15 protein-coding genes and 1 tRNA gene are annotated in these 20095 nt (G+C 56.0%); 7 read left to right on the top strand and 9 right to left on the bottom strand.

Going from position 1 to position 20095, the window contains the following annotated elements; translation table 11 throughout:
* Window positions 1-2 precede the first annotated feature (2 nt).
* Window positions 3-497: a L,D-transpeptidase family protein gene (locus BFV97_RS00760; protein WP_108721606.1), complete on the top strand. Its 495-nt coding sequence runs from the start codon at window positions 3-5 to the stop codon at window positions 495-497.
* 75 nt (window positions 498-572) lie between these two features.
* Here the strand turns inward: BFV97_RS00760 and dalA are convergent, their stop codons facing one another.
* Window positions 573-1061: a divisome-associated lipoprotein DalA gene (gene dalA, locus BFV97_RS00765; RefSeq protein ID WP_069298413.1), complete on the bottom strand. Its 489-nt coding sequence runs from the start codon at window positions 1059-1061 to the stop codon at window positions 573-575.
* Window positions 1062-1238: 177 nt separating this feature from the next.
* Between dalA and BFV97_RS00770 the strand changes: the two genes are divergently transcribed.
* On the top strand, window positions 1239-1859 hold the full coding sequence (locus tag BFV97_RS00770; RefSeq protein ID WP_069298414.1) for a L,D-transpeptidase: 621 nt from the start codon (window positions 1239-1241) through the stop codon (window positions 1857-1859).
* Between the two features lie 160 nt (window positions 1860-2019).
* Window positions 2020-2208 carry a hypothetical protein gene (locus BFV97_RS00775; RefSeq protein ID WP_069298415.1) on the top strand — a complete coding sequence of 63 codons (189 nt, stop codon included), beginning with the start codon at window positions 2020-2022 and terminating at the stop codon, window positions 2206-2208.
* A gap of 161 nt (window positions 2209-2369) precedes the next feature.
* Here the strand turns inward: BFV97_RS00775 and BFV97_RS00780 are convergent, their stop codons facing one another.
* From BFV97_RS00780 to BFV97_RS00805, 6 genes are all read right to left on the bottom strand, one after another.
* The gene (locus BFV97_RS00780) at window positions 2370-3206 is read right to left on the bottom strand and encodes an SDR family oxidoreductase (protein ID WP_069298416.1); all 837 of its coding nucleotides are present in this window, start codon (window positions 3204-3206) and stop codon (window positions 2370-2372) included.
* Between the two features lie 18 nt (window positions 3207-3224).
* Window positions 3225-4259: a tRNA epoxyqueuosine(34) reductase QueG gene (gene queG / locus BFV97_RS00785; RefSeq protein WP_069298417.1), complete on the bottom strand. Its 1035-nt coding sequence runs from the start codon at window positions 4257-4259 to the stop codon at window positions 3225-3227.
* Window positions 4259-4924 carry an FtsZ-binding protein FzlA gene (gene fzlA / locus BFV97_RS00790; protein ID WP_069298418.1) on the bottom strand — a complete coding sequence of 222 codons (666 nt, stop codon included), beginning with the start codon at window positions 4922-4924 and terminating at the stop codon, window positions 4259-4261. The genes queG and fzlA overlap by 1 nt, the downstream gene beginning before the upstream one ends.
* A 54-nt stretch (window positions 4925-4978) precedes the next feature.
* Window positions 4979-5758 (bottom strand): monofunctional biosynthetic peptidoglycan transglycosylase, encoded by a 780-nt coding sequence (gene mtgA, locus BFV97_RS00795; RefSeq protein ID WP_083225438.1) that lies wholly within the window; start codon window positions 5756-5758, stop codon window positions 4979-4981.
* 120 nt (window positions 5759-5878) lie between these two features.
* Window positions 5879-10411 (bottom strand): glutamate synthase large subunit, encoded by a 4533-nt coding sequence (gltB, locus tag BFV97_RS00800; protein WP_069299012.1) that lies wholly within the window; start codon window positions 10409-10411, stop codon window positions 5879-5881.
* A gap of 94 nt (window positions 10412-10505) precedes the next feature.
* Window positions 10506-11942 (bottom strand): NAD(P)-dependent oxidoreductase, encoded by a 1437-nt coding sequence (locus tag BFV97_RS00805; RefSeq protein WP_069298419.1) that lies wholly within the window; start codon window positions 11940-11942, stop codon window positions 10506-10508.
* Window positions 11943-12185: 243 nt separating this feature from the next.
* Here BFV97_RS00805 and BFV97_RS00810 point away from each other — a divergent pair, with 243 nt between their 5' ends.
* A complete protein-coding gene (locus BFV97_RS00810; RefSeq protein WP_069298420.1) occupies window positions 12186-12989 on the top strand; it encodes an undecaprenyl-diphosphate phosphatase in 804 nt (267 codons plus the stop codon).
* Window positions 12990-13056: 67 nt separating this feature from the next.
* On the opposite strand, the gene BFV97_RS00815 is transcribed toward BFV97_RS00810, so the two are convergent.
* Complete coding sequence (locus tag BFV97_RS00815) at window positions 13057-14070, bottom strand: complex I NDUFA9 subunit family protein (protein ID WP_069298421.1); 1014 nt, start codon at window positions 14068-14070, stop codon at window positions 13057-13059.
* A 140-nt stretch (window positions 14071-14210) separates the two neighbouring features.
* Here BFV97_RS00815 and BFV97_RS00820 point away from each other — a divergent pair.
* Window positions 14211-14297, top strand: a tRNA-Leu gene (locus BFV97_RS00820).
* Between the two features lie 180 nt (window positions 14298-14477).
* On the opposite strand, the gene BFV97_RS00825 is transcribed toward BFV97_RS00820, so the two are convergent.
* On the bottom strand, window positions 14478-16319 hold the full coding sequence (locus BFV97_RS00825) for a hybrid sensor histidine kinase/response regulator (RefSeq protein ID WP_069298422.1): 1842 nt from the start codon (window positions 16317-16319) through the stop codon (window positions 14478-14480).
* Window positions 16320-16782: 463 nt separating this feature from the next.
* Here BFV97_RS00825 and BFV97_RS00830 point away from each other — a divergent pair, with 463 nt between their 5' ends.
* Both BFV97_RS00830 and BFV97_RS00835 read left to right on the top strand, forming a co-directional pair.
* Window positions 16783-17295, top strand: coding sequence for a DUF11 domain-containing protein (locus BFV97_RS00830; RefSeq protein WP_069298423.1), 513 nt, complete (start codon window positions 16783-16785; stop codon window positions 17293-17295).
* A 144-nt stretch (window positions 17296-17439) separates the two neighbouring features.
* Window positions 17440-20013, top strand: a complete 2574-nt coding sequence (locus BFV97_RS00835) for a hypothetical protein (protein WP_245667511.1) — start codon at window positions 17440-17442, stop codon at window positions 20011-20013.
* Window positions 20014-20095: the final 82 nt, after the last annotated feature.

A 20095-nucleotide genomic window follows, 5' to 3' on the forward strand; every position in this document is an offset into this window, starting at 1 on the left:
GAATGCGTTTTGTAGCTTTGCTGATGGCAGCCGCCATTGCCCTGTCGGCGTGCTCTCCGTCCAAATTCAAACGGTATAACGGACCACAGGTGACGCAGGTTCTGGTGGATAAATCCGACCGGAAGATGTGGTTGCTGCACGGCACCAAAGCGCTGGCAGAATTTGATGTGGATCTGGGCTTCGCCCCCGTGGGTCACAAAGAGTTTGAAGGCGACGGGAAAACTCCGGAAGGGGTGTATTTCATCGACCGGCGCAATCCGAACAGCGCCTTTCACCTGTCGATCGGGATTTCTTACCCCAACGATCAGGACCGCGCCAAGGCAGCCGCTCTGGGCGAGTCACCGGGCGGAGATATTTTCATCCATGGCGGGCCGGTGCTGTTCAAGGATAAAAACAAGGCCGACTGGACCGCTGGCTGTATCTCTGTGACGAACAAAGAAATGGAACGCATTTACGCCATGGTGCAGGACGGGACCCCGATTTATATCCGGCAATAACGCGGCCTTTTGGTTCAAACGAAAAACGCGCCTCAAGGGCGCGTTTTTTTTTGCGGCAGTTTTTTGGGTCGGGGCTTACGACCCGAGGATTTGGACCCACCAGATTTTGCCGTTGCTGTCCTGATGCCAACTGAACCCGAGACCGCGCGCCTGCGGATGCAAAATGCCGGCCCGTGTTACAGGATCGCGCATCCAGGCGTCTAGCGTTTCAAGGTCGTTTTCAAACGTCTCCGAGATATTTTCAGACAACATCCGGCCCTGATAGCCAGCCCGCTCCACCCGCTGGATCGGGTTGGACCCGTCAGAACCAAAGTGCCAAGGACGGTTCTGTCTGGAAATATCCCGCGCATGGGTCTTGGCAGCCGCGTTCAACTGCGAGGACAGTTGTACCGCTTCCAACCCCTGCGCCTGACGCACAGCATTGACCGCATCCAGATGGCGGTACTGGATTTTAGAGACATCACCGGCAGAAATCCGGAACACCTGACGCTGATTCGGATCAACCTCGGTACAGGCTGACACCGCAAACAACAGCGACAGAATGGTAACAGCAACACGAAACATGGCAGTATTCCCCAAATGCAAGCTTCTCGAATAGAGATCTATTCTGCCTTAATGGTGTTTTAACGAATATTCAAATGGCCAATGGCCGCTAATCCCCGCATCGGCATTGTTTGAATTGAATCTGTGCCTTCAAAACACTAATTTGGTCCCGTAACCCATAAAGTACGGAATTTTCTTATGTCTGATCCATTCAAAATGACCCGCCGTGCATTTTCTGGCTCCCTGCTCGCCACCGCTGCCCTTGGGCGCTCTGCTTTCGCGCAACAGACCAATGATCCGGTCGTGTTCAACCAGTTAAAACAGGAAAACCTCTCCAATCCGGAAACCGGCGCGGTAAAACGTAATATTTCGGGTTTTACCAATAAAGATTGGCGCCCCTATTTCTCCAACACCAGAAACGGGGTCATTCTGGTGGATACCCTCAGCCGCGCGCTGCATTTCTGGTCCGAAGACCTGTCTGTTTACAAACTCTACCCCACATCCGTCCCCGAAACACCAGAGCTGACCCGCACGGGGCGGACCTCGATCACGCGCAAACGGGTCGGACCGGACTGGCGTCCCACCCCCAATATGCTGAAACGCAATCCGGACTGGCCGAAATACATCCCACCGGGCCCCGACAACCCGCTGGGCACCCATGCAATGTATCTCGGCTGGAAGTATTATCGCATCCACGGAACCCACGATACACGCAAAATCGGGCGTCGCTCTTCCAACGGATGCATCGGGCTTTTCAACGAGCACATAGAAGAATTATTCAACCTTTCAAGGGTCGGAACACAAGTGTTGCTTATTTGACGACATCCGGTGTAACACTGCTTTGAAACGTCCATGTTCCAGTTGCAAAGCACATTTTTTGCTGCTTAAAACGCGTCACGAGGTACAGTCTTGGGTGCGTGCCGTGGGGTCATACTACCTTGTCCCCGATAAGCGGTACGCAGAACTTTGGAGAAATATTATGAAAAAAATCGCACTGGCAGCAGCCATGTCCGTAGCCGCTTCCGCCGCTTTCGCTGGTAACGTTGAACCAGTAGTAGCACCTGTTGTTGAAGTTGTTGAAGAAACATCTTCTTCTTCTTCTTCCGGCGCTCTGCTGCCAATCCTGGCACTGCTGATCGTTGGCGCAGCTGTAGCAGCCGCTGACTAAGCAATTCAAATCTGGCAGCTATAAGCAGCCAGTGAGAATTCGAAAGGGATAGGCTCGCGCCTGTCCCTTTTTTTATCAACAAAACCTTTCCATTTTCTTAAAGTATCCTCGGGTGAATTGGCCCAAGGCCAAGAGGGGCAAAGCCCCTAATAAACCCGCCGTTACCCGTTCTCTGCCGCCAGCAGCGCCCGCAGGCCGGTCCGGTAGTCCGGATATTTCAGCGTCACCCCAAGCTCCGATTTAATCCGGTCGTTCCGCACCCGCTTGCTTTCCGCGTAGAAACTGCGGGCCATTGGCGTCATGTCCGCAGTGTCAAAATCGACAGCCTCCGGCACCGGCACGCCGAGCAATTCTGCCGCAAAGCCAATCACATCCTCGGGCGGGGCCGCTTCGTCGTCGCACAGATTATAGATCGCTCCGGGGTCAGGCTTCGCCATGCTTGCTGCCAAAACCTGCGCAATATCCTCCACATGGATCCGCGAAAACACCTGATTCTTTTTAATAACCCGCCGCGCCGTCCCAGCGCGCACTTTGGCAAAGGGACCACGTCCGGGGCCATAGATGCCCGCCAGCCGGAAAATGTGCAACGGCAGATCCATAGACTGCCACGCCGCCTCTGCTGCGACCCGTAATCGGCCGCGACGGGTGGACGGGGTCAGGGGTGTGTCCTCATCTACCCAGCCGCCTTGATGATCCCCATAAACGCCTGTGGTGGACAGATACCCGACCCAATCGAACGACCGGCTTGCAATCTCTGTGCGCAGCCCGTTTAACACCGGATCACCTGCCGCATCCGGTCCCGCCGAGATCAGCAGATGGGACGCGCGGTCAAGGTAGGGGATCATGTCGGTGCCGGGCCAGGCCACGGTTTCCACGCCCGCTTGCGGCACCTCACCGGAACGATTGGTGCCGATGACCTGCCAGCCGCGGGGCAGCAAATCGGCTGCCAGCGCCTGCGCGGAATAGCCGTGGCCAAAGCTCAACAATACACCTGTCATGTTGCAATCCCTTAAACTCTAAGCCAGTTCGCCGCAGGCCCATCGCGCTGCGTCTGCGACTGCCTGATCCTCATCCTCACACAGCGCCTGCGCTGTTGCCAGCAACCCCGCATCCTGAGAATTTCCTATCGCATACAGAACGTTCCGCACGAATCTGTTGCGCCCGATCCGCTTAACCGGAGAGCCGGAAAACAGCGCCCGAAACCCCGTATCATCCAACGCTGCCAGTTCTGCAAGGCGGGGCGCTTGCAGCTCTGTCCGCCCGTGATATTTGATCTCGGCCGCACGGCTGGCGAATTTGTTCCACGGGCAGACCGCTAGACAATCGTCGCAACCGTATATCCGGTTGCCAAGACTTTTGCGCAAGGAAACATCTACCGGACCATGATGCTCGATGGTCAGATAGGAAATACACCGCCGCGCATCCAATTGATAAGGTTCGGGAAACGCATTGGTCGGGCAAATATCAAGACACTTGCGACAGTTTCCGCAGTGGTCCACCTCCCCGCCTGTCTCTTCCAGAGACAGTGTGGTGAAGATCGCGCCAAGGAAGAACCAACTGCCGAGTTGCCGTGACACAACATTGGTGTGCTTTCCTTGCCACCCCAGCCCCGCCGCCTGTGCCAGCGGTTTCTCCATGACTGGCGCGGTATCTACGAAAACCTTGATTTCTGCGCCATCCACCTGTTCGATCAACCAGCGCCCCACCCGTTTCAACCGCTTTTTCAGCACGTCGTGGTAGTCTTTATTCTGCGCATAGACACTGATCGCGGCCCGATCCTTCTGCGCCAGAATTTCCAGAGGATCGTGATCCGGTCCGTAGTTTTCCGCGAGCATTACCACTGAACGTGCCTCTGGCCACAACGCCGCCGCCGAGCCGCGCCAGTGCATCCGCTCTGCCATCCAGCCCATTTGACCGTGACGGCCCTTGTCAACGAACTCTGCCAGTCGCCGGGCGGTCTGGGGGGCTGCATCGGGGCGGCACACGCCGAAATCGGAGAATCCTTCGGCCAGTGCCTTGTCACGCAGGGCGCGGGTCAGTTCTGCCGACACTAAAAATCCAGATCGGAATAATGGGGCGGTTGCGGAAAGCCCGGCAACTGGTCCGCCAGCAGGGACCGGAACGCAGGGCGGGATTTAATCTTGGCATACCACTCCTTCACCAGTTCATTCCGGTTCCAGTCCACATCAGAAATGTAGTCGAGGCAGGACAGTTGCGCCGCTGCCGAAAAATCCGCCAGTGACATGCGGTCCCCCGCCAGCCAGCGTCGTCGATCCAGCAACCACCCCATGTAATCAATGTGAAACTTGATCTTGGCAGAGCCGGTTTTCACGTTTTTACTGTCCGGATAACCACGGCCCATGATTTTCTTATTCACCCGCTCTCCCAGCAGGTTAAGCGTCACTTCACGGTAAAATTTGTCATCAAACCAAGCGTTTAGCCGGCGAACCTCGGCCCGTCTCTCTGCCCCTTGCGGCAGCAGCGGGGGTTCGGGGCGCTTCTCTTCGAGGTATTCACAAATAGAGGTGCTGTCAGACAGGGTAATCTTGTCACTGCGCAGCACCGGCACTTGACCGCCCGGATTGAGCCGCAGGAAATCCGCGCGTTCTTCCCAATAACGCTCTTCAACCAGTTCAACTTCGATCTTCTTTTCCGCCATGACCAGACGGACCTTGCGACAGAAGGGGGAGAGCGGGAAATGATAGAGCTTGTACATATCAGCCAGACGTTGATTGGGGGTGGTTCTATTTGCACTCATGCGTAACAATTTTCAACCGCTGTTGAAACAGTCAGCACGCCCGTCGGCCGCAATAGTTCGGGCACCGGCCATTATTTGCCGCGTCCGCTTTTTCACAAATGCGGTTGGCTGGCTGGCAGAGCGCTTTTTCGGAGAAGGCAGAATCGCTGCAATGCGGGACGCCTGTAACAGCGACAGGTTTTCCGGTTCCACCTTGAAATAGTGCCGCCCCGCCGCTGCAACGCCAAAAACACCTTCGTCCGTTTCCGCAATGTTCAGATAGACCTCAACGATCCGTTTTTTTGGCCAGACCAGCTCTATCAGCAGGGTAAACCAGGCCTCAAGCCCCTTGCGAACCCATGTCCGCCCCTGCCAGAGAAACACATTCTTGGCCACCTGTTGACTGATGGTGCTGCCACCGCGCAGACGCTCGTCATCTGCAAGGGCTGCTTTGATGCCTTCGATGTCAAACCCGAAATGGGTGCAGAAATTGGCATCTTCAGCAGCCACGAAAGCCTGCGCCACCTCTGCGGGGAACTGCTCGATCGGGGTCCAGTCCCGCGACACCTCTCCCAGTCGCATCCGTTCGGCCACGTAGTAATAGGTCAGATAGGGGTTTGCGAAGCGCAGCAGTACCACCATCAGCAGGCTTAACGCGACGGCCCCGAAGACGATCAGGAACAGCTTTTTCAACACCCATCGCATCCAGTAACGCCATGCGCCGCTGAAACTGTCCGCCGCCCGGCCGACCTTGCCCTTGCTCCGCGGGGCTTTCACCTTGTTGCGCACTCGGGTCGCGTCGTCATCGGCCATCTAAAATATTCCCTCTGGCGGCAGTCTCAGCCAAGGCGTCATTCAAATCAACAGCTACAAAAGCAAAGAAGGCCGAAAACTCCAGCCTTCCCGTCTGACTTAATACGGCACTGAAAAATGTCAGGCCGTCTTTTTGCCGGTTTCCATGCTCAGCGGGGCTGGCAGGCGACCCAACATCTCTTTCGGGCAAATCTGCACGAAATTGACGAGTTCATCATCCCAACGCCGCAGAATATCCGCAGCCTTGGCCGAGCGGGTTTCTGCAAGGTGATCTTCCAGCAGGGATTTCAGTTCTTCCTGCCAGTGATCCACTGTAACTGCGCTGGTCACAAGGGTCTCGCGGTTGATCATCTTGTCAAGCTGGGCGTCAGGATCGTAGACATAGGCCATACCACCGGTCATACCCGCGCCAAAGTTTGCGCCCACAGAGCCAAGGATCACAGCCACACCGCCGGTCATGTATTCACAACCGTTGGTGCCACAGCCCTCAATCACCACTTTCGCACCAGAGTTGCGCACAGCGAACCGCTCCCCCGCGCGCCCGTTGGCGAACAGCCGACCCGCAGTCGCACCATATAGCACTGTGTTGCCAATGATGGTGTTTTCACTGGCCGTAATTGGCGAACCCAGCGGCGGGCGCACGACGATTGTGCCGCCCGACAGACCCTTGCCCACATAATCGTTGGCATCGCCGGAGACTTCCAGCTTCAAGCCCGGCGCTGCGAATGCCCCGAGAGACTGCCCCGCGCTGCCGGTCAGTTTCACTGTCAGATGATTTGGTTGCAGGGTGTTGTTCATCCCGAACCGCTTTACGATATGAGAGGACACACGGGTGCCGATTGTGCGGTGCGTGTTCTGCACTGCATAAGACAGCTGCATTTTTTCACCATCCTTAAAGAACGGCTGCGCATCCTTCACAATCGACGCATCCAGCGTGTCGGGCACCGCCTGACGGGGTTTGTCGCGGTTGTACTCGATCGTGTTGGCGTTATCGATGCTGACCAGAAGCGGGTTAAGATCAAGATCGTCCAGATGGGCCGACCCGCGGGACACCTGTGCCAGCATATCTGCACGCCCGATAACCTCGTCCAGAGACCGCGCACCCAATGAGGCCAGAACCTCGCGCACTTCCTGCGCGTAAAAAGTGATCAGGTTTACCACCTTATCCGCCGTGCCGGTGAACTTCTTGCGCAGGTCTTCGTCTTGCACACAGACCCCGACAGGGCAGGTGTTGGACTGGCACTGGCGCACCATGATACACCCCATCGCGATCAGGGCGGCGGTGCCGATGCCGTATTCTTCGGCGCCGAGCATGGCCGCAATCACGATGTCGCGGCCGGTGCGCAGACCACCGTCGGTGCGCAGGGTCACACGGTCGCGCAGCTTGTTCATGGACAGAACCTGATGCGCCTCGCTCAGACCCATTTCCCACGGCAGACCGGCATATTTGATCGACGTCGCAGGGGATGCCCCTGTCCCGCCGTTGTGCCCCGAAATCAGGATCACATCCGCCTTGGCCTTGGCCACACCGGCAGCAATCGTGCCAACACCGCTGCTGGCCACCAGCTTCACGGTTACTTTGGCATTCGGGTTGATCTGCTTCAGGTCATAGATCAGCTGGGCCAGATCCTCGATCGAGTAAATATCGTGGTGGGGTGGCGGTGAAATCAGGGTCACGCCTTTGGTCGAATGACGCAGCCGTGCGATCAGGTCTGTGACCTTAATCCCCGGAAGCTGGCCGCCCTCGCCCGGTTTCGCGCCTTGCGCCACCTTGATTTCTAGCTCTTCACACTGGTTGAGGTACTCTGCAGTCACCCCGAACCGGCCCGAAGCCACCTGTTTGATCTTGGCAGACGGGTTGTCCCCATTGGGTTCCGGCACGAAATGCGCCGGATCTTCACCACCCTCCCCGCTATCGGATTTCGCGCCGATCCGGTTCATCGCGACATTCAGGGTCTTATGGGCCTCCGGCGACAGTGCCCCGAGCGACATGCCCGGTGTCACAAACCGTTTGCGGATAGAGGTGATGCTCTCGACCTCATCCACGGAAATCGGTTTCGCAGTCGAATTGAAATCCAACAAATCCCGCAGGTGAATCGGCGGATTGGATTGCATCTTGCGGGAATACTGCTTCCACAGATCAAAGCTGGCGCGGTCGCAGGCCGCTTGCAGCATGTGCATGGATTGCGCTTCCCAAGCGTGTTTCTCGCCGCTGCGACGCTCTTTGTAAAAGCCACCGATGGGCAGAACGTTGGTCTGACCAAGCCAGCCACGGGCGTGAACCTCACGGATTTTCTTCTGGATGCCGATCAGACCGATGCCGGAAATCCGGCTGTGCATTCCGGGGAAGAACTCTGCTACCATTGCGCGGGACAGGCCCACCGCCTCAAAGTTTAAACCGCCGCGATAGCTGGAGATCACCGAGATCCCCATCTTCGCCATGATCTTCAACAGACCCTGATTGATCGCCTCGCGGTAACGCTCCATCGCCACTTCAAGCGTGCAATCGAGCAGCCCCCGATCAATCCGGTCCGCCAGACTGTCCTGCGCCAGATATGCGTTCACAGTCGTCGCACCACAGCCGATCAACACAGCAAAATAATGCGGGTCCATACATTCGGCAGAACGCACATTGATCGAACAAAAGGTCCGCAATCCGGCCGCTGTCAGCCAAGAATGCACTGCAGATGTCGCAAGGATCATCGGAACAGGGATTTTATCCTCGTTCTGGTGACGGTCGGTCAGCACCAGATGCCCCGCACCCGAACGGACAGCTTCCTCCGCCTCAGAGCGGATCCGGTGCACCGCATCGCGCAGCCCGTTGGGATTTTCGCGGTCAAAAGAACAGTCAATCGCCGTAACTTTCGCGCCAAACGCTTCTACCATTGCCTCAAACTTGGCGTTGGCCATGAAAGGGCTTTCCACCACAAGGATTTCCGTCTGTGCGTTGCTTTCATCCAGAACGTTGCCCAGATTCCCGAACCGGGTTTTCAGGCTCATCACACGGAATTCACGCAAAGAGTCGATGGGCGGGTTTGTCACCTGACTAAAGTTCTGGCGGAAGAAATGGCTGAGCGGACGGTATTTGTCCGACAGCACGGCACTTGGCGTGTCATCCCCCATAGAGGCGATGGATTCTTTTGCATCCTCGGCCATCGGGTGCAGGATGACTTCCAGATCCTCGACACTGAAACCGGCGGCGATCTGGCGTTTGCGCAGTTCCGCGCCGCTGTAGATCGTCTTTTCCTTGATCGTCTTGGTGGTCTCTTCAAGGTTGGTGATCGAACCGACCCATTTGCTAAACGGCTGGGCCGCAGCCAGAGAGTCTTTCAGCTCTGCATCATGCCAGACCTTGTTCTCCAGCATATCGACGCCCAGCATCTGACCCGGCCCAAGCGCACCTTTGCGCAGGATGCTGGATTCATCTACGGGCACCATGCCTGTTTCGGACCCTGCAATAACCAGCCCGTCATTGGTGATGACATACCGCATCGGGCGCAGGCCATTGCGGTCCAGACCGGCCACAACCCAGCGACCGTCCGTCATAGCCAGCGCCGCCGGACCATCCCAAGGTTCCATCACAGAGTTGCAATAGGCGTACATATCCTTCCATGCATCCGGCATTTCGTGGGAAAGGTTAGACCAGCTTTCCGGCACCAGCATGGTTTTCGCCATCGGCGCGGAACGACCCGCACGGACCATCACCTCAAACACGGAATCAAGTGCGGCAGAGTCCGATGACCCGCCTGCGATAATCGGCTTGATGTCTTCGGCGTGTTCGCCAAAGTTTTTGGATGCCATCCGGATTTCGTGGGATTTCATCCAGTTGACGTTGCCTTTAAGCGTGTTGATCTCGCCGTTATGGGCCAACATCCGGAACGGCTGGGCCAGCCACCACTGTGGGAAAGTGTTAGTGGAATAACGCTGGTGATAGATTGCAAAGGCGCTTTCAAACCGCTCGTCCTTCAGGTCGGGGTAGAATACCGCCACCTGTTCAGCCAGCATCATGCCCTTGTAAATCACCGAACGGCAAGACAGGCTACAGATGTAAAAGTCACGAATTGCAGCCTTGGCCACGGCTTTTTCGATGCGGCGGCGGATTACATAAAGCTCGCGCTCGAACCGTTCTTCATCCACGCCCTTGCTGTTGGAAATCAGGATTTGCTCGATCTCGGGACGGGTCGCATTTGCCTTTTCTCCCAGACAGGACACATCCACCGGCACGTGACGCCAGCCGTAGATGTAATACCCCATCTTCAGCACTTCGCTTTCCACGATGGTCCGGCAGTTTTCCTGCGCCCCGAAATCGGTCCGTGGCAGGAAGACCTGACCGACAGCAATCATCTTATCGGTGTCCGGTTCATGGCCGGTGCGACGGATCTGGTCGTAGAAAAATTCTTTGGGGATTTGCAGATGGATGCCCGCACCATCCCCTGTCAGCCCGTCCGCATCCACCGCACCACGATGCCAGATCGCTTGTAGGGCGGTGATGCCGGCATCCACCACACGGCGGTTCGGCTTGCCATCGACGGACACCACAAGACCCACACCGCAGGACGAATGCTCGTCATCTTCGCGGTACAACCCCTGTTCGGCCAGCATGGCCCGTTTTGCTTCTTCTTCGGCTACCCATTTTGCATCATATTGTGTCATGGTGGCTTTCCCTTTCAAAACCCCGATCATTGTCAGGGCCGGATCTTGTCGAGTGTCGGGCGGCGCCAGTAATGTCCGGCGCGCTGCCCTGTCCTTATTCGGCTGCGATGGCGGATTTGGCATTCAGGTCTGCGAGGATCGAACCGGCAGCGTCGCGCCCGTCGGCGATGGCCCAGACAACCAGTGACGCGCCGCGCACGATGTCCCCTGCCGCGTAAACACCGTCTAGTGCGGTCCGCTTGCTGACGAAATCGGCCTTCACCGTGCCCCAACGGGTGACTTCCAGTTCCGGCGTATCCCAAAGAGTTGGCAGTTCCTCAGGCTCAAACCCCAGCGCCTTGATCACCAGATCAGCCTTCTCCAGATAATCCGCACCCGGAATTTCCTCTGGGGCCTGACGACCCGTGGCATCCGGCGCGCCCAGACGCATCTGCTGCACGTAAACACCTGTCACCTTATCGTCACCGGCAAAGCCTTTGGGCGCGGACAACCAAACAAATTCCACGCCTTCCTCTTCCGCATTTGCCGTTTCCCGCAAGGAACCCGGCATGTTCTGACGGTCGCGACGATAAAGACATTTCACCGAAGTCGCGCCCTGACGGATCGCCGTGCGCACACAGTCCATCGCGGTATCACCGCCGCCGATGACGACAACATTCTTACCTTCGGCCCAAAGCTCTCCGCTGTCGATTTCGGGAACTGTGTCACCGAAATTCTGACGGTTAGAGGCCGTAAGATAGTCTATAGCCTTAACAATTCCGCTCAGACCGGCACCCGGCCCGCCCAGATCGCGGGACTTGTAAACGCCCGTCCCGATTAAAACGGCGTCGTGGGAATTACGCAGCTCATCAAAGCTGATGTCCTCACCCACGTTGCAATCCAGCTTGAAGGTTACTCCCCCTTCGGCCAGTTGGTTGTTCCGGCGCCCCACCACTTCTTTTTCCAGCTTGAACCCCGGAATACCGTAGGTCAGCAGACCACCAGCGCGGTCGTAGCGGTCGTAGATCGTGACCTGAACACCGGCACGGCGCAGCACATCGGCCGCCGCGAGACCGGCCGGACCAGCCCCGATGATGCCAACGGATTCGCTACGCTCTGCATAGGGTGTGATCGGCTGGACCCAACCCTGCTCCCATGCGGTGTCAGTAATGTATTTCTCAACAGCGCCGATGGTCACTGTGCCATGGCCGGACTGTTCAATCACGCAATTGCCTTCACACAAGCGGTCCTGCGGGCAGATGCGACCACAAATTTCGGGAAACTGGTTGGTCGCCTGACTGATCTCATAGGCTTCCTGCAAACGGCCCTCGGCGGTCAGTTTCAACCAGTCGGGGATATTGTTGTGCAGCGGGCAGTGGTCCTGACAGAACGGCACGCCACATTGGGAACAGCGGCTGGACTGCTCTGCCGCTTTCTCTGCGGCGAATTGCTGGTAAATCTCGTCGAAGTCAGACGTACGCAGATTTGGCACACGCTTCTCCGGCATATCGCGGTCCACGTTTACAAATTTCAGCATTTTTTGTTCAGCCATGATCACATACCCGCAATTTCTAATTCCAGAGCCTGCGTTCTAACCAATGTTTCTCCACAGGCAAAGGGAAATCTGCAATATAGGTAACTCTTGTTGACCTTTATTTTCATAAATCTTGAAATTGTTCTATTTTTTAGGCTGGTCAAATATTAATAGGTCAGCACGGCTTACCTTAAGCAATATTTCCCTTCCCGCTCTACAGCGCATACTCTGCGGTTTAAACGAATCAAAAAGGCCCGCGCCATGCCCCTGCTCCACCTCCTGATACTCGCAATTGTGCAGGGCATTACCGAATTTCTGCCAGTTTCCAGTTCTGGCCACCTGATCCTGCTCCCCCATGTGATGGGGGTCGAAGATCAGGGACAATTGATTGATGTAGCCGTCCACATTGGCACGCTCGGCGCTGTAATCCTGTTCTTCTGGAAAGACTCCAAATCCGCCTTTACCGGCCTGTTTCACCTCGCCACGGGGAAAACCGGAACAGACTCCGCGAAACTGGCGGTGCTTTTGATCGTCGCGACCGTGCCAGCGGTCCTGTTCGGGCTTATACTGAAACTCACCGGATTGTCGGACGCCCTGCGCAATATCACCGTGATCGGCTGGACCATGCTGGCCTTTGGCATACTGCTTTACATTGCGGACCAACGCAGCAGCCAGACCAAGACGCAAAGCCGATGGGACATGCCTGATGCGATCAAGCTCGGCCTGTGGCAAGCGCTCGCCCTGATCCCCGGCACCTCCCGCTCCGGCATCGCTATCACGGGCGCCCGATTTCTTGGCTACAACAGAGAAGACGGCACCCGTATCGCTATGCTGATGTCGATCCCGGTGATCCTGTCCTCGGCGGTCTTGCTTGGGGTAGAGGCAGTTTCCGACGCGAATGCTGCTGGACTGCGCGACGGGGCAATCGCCGCTGTTTTCAGTTTCCTGACCGCGTTGCTGGCGTTATCGTTAATGATGCGACTGTTGCGCAGTGTCAGCTTCACGCCCTATGTGATTTACCGCGTGATCCTCGGCGTAATCCTTCTGGCCGTGGCTTACAGCTAATACCGGAAATGCAAAAAGCCCCGCAGTTGCGGGGCCTTTTTAATCAAATCGAACATCTGTCAGAGATTCAGAAATCGCTGGTGGTTGGCCTGCCACGCATGTGACGCGCACTTTCTGTCAGTTCCGAATACTGCCCGGACGGACGATAGCGGTACAGGTATTCCTCTGCGACTGACTCATAGGACGTTGGCGTGATCCCCAGGTCTTCGAGCGTTCTGGCACCGCCGGATACAACATTGTCGTTGCGAAGCTGCTTCACCTGATCCGCCGTCAGAATGGAATTGGTAAACAGACCAAGGGTCAACGTTTGCACCAGATCCAGCGTCCTGCCAAGGAGAGACCCCAGAAAGAAAGGCTGGTTTATCACAAGCCGGCGGCGGCGCGTAATGTGCAACATGCGCTTTACAATCTCCGTCAGGGTTTCCACCTCTGGACCGCCCAGTTCATAGATACCCGGCTCTGCCTCTCCCAGAACACCCTTGCAAGCAGCCTGCGCAACATCATCGACGTAGACAGGCTGAAATTTTGAATCGCCACCGAACAGAGGCAAGACAGGCGTAAAGGAAGACATCTGCGCGAAACGGTTGAGAAACTGGTCCTCGTCTCCGAAAATCACCGAAGGCCGCAAAATCACTGCTGTCGGGAACGCGCGCAGAACTTCCTGCTCCCCTTCGGCCTTGGACCGCGCCGAAGCGCTGTCGGATTCGGCATCCGCGCCCAGCGCAGAAATATGCACCAGCCGCGCGACACCCGCAGCGGCACAGGCACGCGCAATACGCGCCGCGCCCTCAACGTTCAGCGCATCGAAGGTTTGCTTGCCATGCTCCTGAAGAACAGAGACACAATTCACAACCGCATCTGAATTCGCAATCACATGCGCGACGGATTCATCGTTTCTGATATTCGCCAGAACTGGCTCCACTTGCCCGACCACACCATAGGGGCGAACGAACACAGCCTCATTCGGACGGCGCACAGCAACCTGTACGCGCCAGCCCTCTTTCGCCATACGCCGTGCGATGTAGCGACCGACAAAACCGGACCCACCGAAAATGGTAACAACTTTAGGCGATTGTAACATAATTGCGCTCCGACAACTGGGGTTTGCCCTGAAATAATGCGATGTGACCACACTCACAAGCACAATTGCTGAAATTAGATGTGAATCACCCGTTGACACCCCCCCCGACCATCTGTAAATCGCCCCCTACGTGATCTGTTGCCCAGATGGCGGAATTGGTAGACGCGCTAGCTTCAGGTGCTAGTGTCCGTATGGACGTGGAGGTTCGAGTCCTCTTCTGGGCACCAAAACCATCTCTTTGAGATCGTTTTATGTAATAAGATCAAGAGGATACTCCCCATCTTTGACCTTAGAGCATCTTATCCGGTGCGATGGGAAGCTGTGGCGAGTTATGTTCCAGAATCAGATCAATAGGGATTACCCGCCAGAGCAGCTGACAGGGATTTGGTACCGCTGTTTTTATTAGCTTAAAAGCCCCGCTGTTCGGGTTTAGTGTCAGCGCAGCCCTTCCGGTTGTTCGAATCTGCAACAATAAAATCCGACAGCAGATTTGCGATATGTGCTATGGAAACGGGTTTTTCGAGCACCGTATCAAAGCCGACAGATTGTAGGTTCATAGCTCCCTCCGTTTCCGTGGCTCCGCTACTCGCCACGAAATACGGTCGATTACACCCGTGCAGGCGGTTTTGGTCGTAAGCCTGTAACATCTCCACACCGCCCATCACCGGCATTCGGATGTCGGTGAAGACAACGTCAAATTGTTCTGACAGTATATGGTCCAGCCCCGCAGCGCCGTTTTCTGCGAGGGTTACGCGCGCCCCGGATTGGCCAAGGATTTGCTGCAGAAATGCGGCATTCAATTCATTATCCTCTACGATCAAGACATTCAGATCGAGGTTCATCTTCTGCAACTGCGCCAAGGGCGATGCGGGCGCTTCGACCTTGGCCTGCAGGGTGTTCACTCGAAAAACGGCCTCGAAACGCGCTCCGCCCCGGCTGGAATCCGTGACCGTTAATTCCCCACCATGTCTAATGCAAATCTCGCGGGAGATAGACAGGCCCAGACCGTGTCCCTCGGAGCGATCCGTTCCACCGTCGAGGCGGGTGAACCGGTGAAAAATCCGCGTCTTGTCCTCGTCCGCGATGCCCGGACCATTATCCTCCACGCAAAGAAACAGGCTCGGCTGGTCAGGCGGCCCAAATTCGACCGATGCTGAAATCCGTATTGCCCCGGCATCTGCATAGTTGATTGCATTGAGGACGAGGTTCGTAAGAACCTGTTTGATACGTCCCCGACACCCAACGAGCGGGTGTTCACACGTGGTATCGAGAGCAAATTCCAGAGGCTTCAGAACATCACTTGCACGCCCGCCATAAAGTGAACGGACCTCGTCAAGGATGTCTGGCAGGTGAAATGGTTCCTCCACCATCGTTATCGCCCCCGTATCAACCACCGCAAGATCTACAATATCCTTTAAAAGAGTCTGAAGCTCCGTGCCCCCGGCCAGGATGTTTTTTACATAGCCGGACTGTTGATCAGCCAGCGCGGAACAGGCAAGCAGTTCCGCCATTCCCATCATACCGTTCAGAGGGTTTTTCAGCTCATGCCCGAGATCCGCGACAAACAGAGACTTCTCATGGTTCCGCGCTTCGGATTTAATCGCTCTTTCTGTTAAGTGCTCTTTCTCACGCGCATGTGCGGAGACATTCCGACCCACACATAGCAATTCTTGGACTGTGGCGCCTACAAACCTCTTGGTAATTGACCATTCAAACACCCGTACATCTATGCCCGTGTCCGAAATTGTCTGCTGCAAAACTGTGTGCGGCTTTTCACGGGTCAGCCCCGCGACAACGGAGTCAAAAGCCTCCCGTGGCATGCCGGCCGAAAACCGCAGGCTCAAACCCGATGCGGGCCGCGACAGCAGCGCGGTTTTAAGGGACCGGAAACTCTTGTTCCCGTAGATAACCCGACCCTTAGGCGTGCAACGCAGGACAGGGTCTGGCAAGTCATTGAGGATATTGTCCGCGCTGTTGGCGCTGACCTCTAAACTGCGCTCACTTGCATCCGAAAACTGTCTAACAACAAGTGGGCTGCGCGGATGAATACCCGCCCCCCCCAATGGAAAGCTCGCCAGAATACGGCCGGTTACACGGGGTGCCGGAAGAGAGTCATCATACTGCTGAAGGCAGGTTGCTTGCCCCGCCTCCGCCTGATCAATTGAATAGCACGACATCGGGTTGATGGGGGCCAGACACGATCCCGGCTGTGCACCGCGCAGATGCGCGTAAAAGTCATTGGGATGCATTCTGATGGTCCTCATCAAACGGTCCTTCGGTAACGACGGGAGTGGGTTCGCGGGGGATTCTATATATTGAGAATGACAGGTTTGCCCTGCGCTTTCAACGAAACGGATCCGTTAACTAATTAATTTTTATGACGTTTTTTAACTAAATCGTTTTCATCACCCTGGCCGATTCTCTGCTCGAGGGTCGCTTAGCCGGTGCGATCCACCTCGGCGCCGCAGGAAAGTCTTTGCTCAAAAGGATAGGGGCATATTGCGATCGGATATTCGCACTACGCATCTGTCCAGTCGGTTACGACTTGTGCGCATTTTCCTAATCAAATGCGGCTCTCGGTATGCGTTCGGGGGGATAGCTCGGACGTCCCATTCAATGTGAAAGCTTTACCGTTCTCGGACGCCTCTCGGGTTTTCGAAAGCGTTTCAAACAAACGGGCCTCTTAGGGATGGGGCCAAAAGGAGCTATCACATGTTGTTTAAGAAAAATATCTTATCTGCTGCCGGCGTCGTTGTTGCCGCGGTGGTCTTTCAGGCGCCCCACGCCAGTGCCGATGCTTTGAAGTCGTCTTTTGACTTCCGCATTGTAGAGCAGGACGCGGACGGCAATGAAGTGCTGAGCGCGCGTGACAGCGTCGCCCCCGGCGAAACCATCCAGTACATTATCACCCACGAAAACACGACCGAAGACAATCTGTCCGGTCTGGTTGTTTCCGGCCCGATCCCCGAAGGCGTGACCTTCGTGATGGATCGGCATGAAAGCTCGTTGCCTGCCACTTTCGAGATTGAGGCCGAGCTGGATCAGGACAAACCCGGGCTTGAATGGTCCACCCTCCCAGCCATGCGCAAAGTTGTTGATGCAGACGGTTCCGAAAGACTCGAACCGGTCCCTGCCGAGGCAATCGAAGCCGTTCGCTGGGTGCTTGATTCTCCGCTGCCAGGTGGTGGCGCCTCTGAGAATTCGTACCGCGTGATCGTTAATTAAGCCCGAGCGGCTCTCCACTCGGACGAAATTACCCCCCCAACCCAAACCAATCCTTAACAAATGGTGAGTAAAGTGAATTCTAGTTCAATCTTCCTACGCGGGTGTTCTGCAGCCGCACTTCTGTCGGTCGTAGGGGCCGCAGCAATGGCGGCGCCGCCGGAAGCCGGATCCGTGATCGGCAACCAAGCGGTCGCAACCTATACCAACAGTTCCGGTGACTCCATCACCGTCACATCGAACAAAGTAGAAACAGTTGTTCAACAAGTGGCCGGTTTGACGATGATTTCGGACAACTCCGAAGCTATCGCACCCGGCGGTAAAGCATTCCTGCCACACGTCATTACCAATGACGGTAACGGCCCGGATTACTTCACGTTGACGGCAACGGAACAAAATACCGGCGCATTGGACACGACGCTGGTCTTCTATCCCGATGCGGATATGGACGGTGTCGCGGACAGCGCAACCCCGATCACAGAAACTCCGGTCCTTGCACCGGGTGAACAGTTCGGTTTCGTCATCGAAGCCACTGCTGACGCGGCCGAGACCGGCACAGATGACATCACGGTCGAGGCAACCTCTGCCTTGGATAACACGATTGCCGACACAAACACCGATACCCTGACCATCTCTACCGGCGCGATCGTCGAAGTGGTCAAATCGATGACTGTCGATCCGGCTTCCGGCACGGGCAATAATGCGATCGTCGACTCCGGCGATGAAGTTACCATCAAGCTGACATATTCCAGCACCGGTCTGACAGATGCCAGCAACTATATCGTGCAGGACATTCTGGACAATCGCCTGAACTATGTCGCAAACTCTGCAACCTGGTCCGATGCCACCGGCACTATGGATGAAAGCAACGGCGCAGCTGCAACTGACAAAACCAACGGCGGCGGACAAACTATCGCATGGTCTTATGACTCTGCACAAACACTCCAGTTCGTCCTGAGCAGCGTACCTTCCGGTCGATCCGGTACAGTTACCTTCAAAGCAACAGTGGCAGACGATGTGCCAGCCGGCATCATCCCCAACGCTGCGACACAAACGGTAGACGGCGTATCATTCCCGGACTCCAACACGGCGCAGATCACTGTGGATGAACAGTTCCGCCTTGAAATCGACGACACCAAGATCAACCTCGACGGGTCACGGGACGGTACAGTTGCGTCCGCCACAGACACAGACGGCTCTGCGAACGACATCGTTGAAGATAGTGCAGACGTCTCGCAGGGTGCAACGATCCCGTTTGAGTTTGTAATCTCTAACACGTCTAACGTCACCGACAGCTATACGCTGGACGTAACCAATGTCGACTTTCCGGCACGCACAACCTTCCGCATGGTTGCCGAAGATGGTGCAACACCGATCGTTGGCACTGTTGGTCCACTGGCCTCCGGTGAAACCCGCAAGGTCACATTGCTTGCGACGCTTCCAACCGATGTCTCACCGGTTCCAACATCAGAGTATACAGCAAATGTTGTCGCTACGTCTGAAAACAGCGGCAGCTTTGACAGCTCCACTGCGGAATTCACAGGTGCGGTTCTGGCAGCCACAATCGATCTAGAAAACGATGTAGTCGGTTCTGAAGGCGACGGCGCGTTCCCAACCAACGGCGGCAACCCTTGGGTGACGTCCACAACCGACCCCGGCGTACCAATTTCTTTCCCGATGAATGTTGAAAATGGCGGGCCGACCTCCGACAGCTTTAACATTACACTGGATCAGGCAATTCCGACCGGCTGGACCGTAGAATTCCAGCTGACGGACGGAACCGTAGTGTCGAACACAGGTACAATTCCTGCCGGTGGGAACAAAGACTTCATCGTCGTGATCACGCCGACAGAAGGATACCCGCCAAGCGATACACTGATTGATATTAAAGTTGCGTCTGCCGTCACAGGCCAGTCCGACCGGATCATCAACCAAGTAACCGTGAACAAGGTGATCGACGTACAGATCGAAGCGGATCAGGAAACACAGGCATCTCCGGGTGGCGTTGTAGACATGGTTCACAAGATCACCAACAACTCGAACATCGACATCACTGAAGGTGCGCTGACCCAAACCGGCCTGACAGACTTCTCTGGTGCGATTTTCTGGGATGCAAACGGCAACGGTGCACTGGATCCAACTGAAGTTGTGATCGACAACTTTGATGACCTGGTCGATAACCTCGGCGCTGGTTCCAACGGTATCGCCGCTGGTGAAACCATCTCGCTGATCTACCGTGTGCAAACGCCGTCTACTGCAACGCCGGGTCTGTCCGAAATCGGTACAGTCACTGTTGCAACAGCGCTGAACGCCGGTGTCGATACTGACAGCGAAACTGCAAACAACACCGTTGAAGACCGTGTGATCATCGTATCCGGTGACATCACACTGACCAAGAAGCAGTACATCGATCCAGACTGTCTCGGCGCAGTGGGAACCTTCACCACTGAACGTCAGGATGTCGAACCGGGTCAGTGCATCCGCTACCAAATCGAAGCGGAAAACACAGGCACCACGAATGCAGGCAACGTAAAAATTCAGGATGTAGCTCCAGCATACACATCCATCGAATCTTGCGGCGGCGCCTGTGCCTACAGTGTCTACCCTGCGGAACCTTCCAGCACTGTGACCATCACCGGCACAACCGCTGAGAGCTTCCACAACACTGTTCTCCCTGGCGACTATGCCCGACTGGAGTTCACAGTGAAGGTCGCTGAATAGGCAAAACCGCTCTCTCCGGGCCCCTAACCCGGGGGGAGCACCCCTGCCCCATTCTTCTCATCTATTCCCTCAAGTCAGAACT

Origin of the sequence: Neptunicoccus sediminis (assembly GCF_001719615.1) — a bacterium.
Taxonomy (GTDB): domain Bacteria; phylum Pseudomonadota; class Alphaproteobacteria; order Rhodobacterales; family Rhodobacteraceae; genus Amylibacter; species Amylibacter sediminis.

Coding starts and splice junctions, on each gene's coding strand:
- BFV97_RS00760 (WP_108721606.1), top strand. CDS start 3: ATGCGTTTTGTAGCTTTGCTGATGGCAGCCGCCATTGCCCTGTCGGCG.
- dalA (WP_069298413.1), bottom strand. CDS start 1,061: ATGTTTCGTGTTGCTGTTACCATTCTGTCGCTGTTGTTTGCGGTGTCA.
- BFV97_RS00770 (WP_069298414.1), top strand. CDS start 1,239: ATGTCTGATCCATTCAAAATGACCCGCCGTGCATTTTCTGGCTCCCTG.
- BFV97_RS00775 (WP_069298415.1), top strand. CDS start 2,020: ATGAAAAAAATCGCACTGGCAGCAGCCATGTCCGTAGCCGCTTCCGCC.
- BFV97_RS00780 (WP_069298416.1), bottom strand. CDS start 3,206: ATGACAGGTGTATTGTTGAGCTTTGGCCACGGCTATTCCGCGCAGGCG.
- fzlA (WP_069298418.1), bottom strand. CDS start 4,924: ATGTACAAGCTCTATCATTTCCCGCTCTCCCCCTTCTGTCGCAAGGTC.
- mtgA (WP_083225438.1), bottom strand. CDS start 5,758: ATGGCCGATGACGACGCGACCCGAGTGCGCAACAAGGTGAAAGCCCCG.
- gltB (WP_069299012.1), bottom strand. CDS start 10,411: ATGACACAATATGATGCAAAATGGGTAGCCGAAGAAGAAGCAAAACGG.
- BFV97_RS00805 (WP_069298419.1), bottom strand. CDS start 11,942: ATGGCTGAACAAAAAATGCTGAAATTTGTAAACGTGGACCGCGATATG.
- BFV97_RS00810 (WP_069298420.1), top strand. CDS start 12,186: ATGCCCCTGCTCCACCTCCTGATACTCGCAATTGTGCAGGGCATTACC.
- BFV97_RS00815 (WP_069298421.1), bottom strand. CDS start 14,070: ATGTTACAATCGCCTAAAGTTGTTACCATTTTCGGTGGGTCCGGTTTT.
- BFV97_RS00825 (WP_069298422.1), bottom strand. CDS start 16,319: ATGCATCCCAATGACTTTTACGCGCATCTGCGCGGTGCACAGCCGGGA.
- BFV97_RS00830 (WP_069298423.1), top strand. CDS start 16,783: ATGTTGTTTAAGAAAAATATCTTATCTGCTGCCGGCGTCGTTGTTGCC.
- BFV97_RS00835 (WP_245667511.1), top strand. CDS start 17,440: ATGGCGGCGCCGCCGGAAGCCGGATCCGTGATCGGCAACCAAGCGGTC.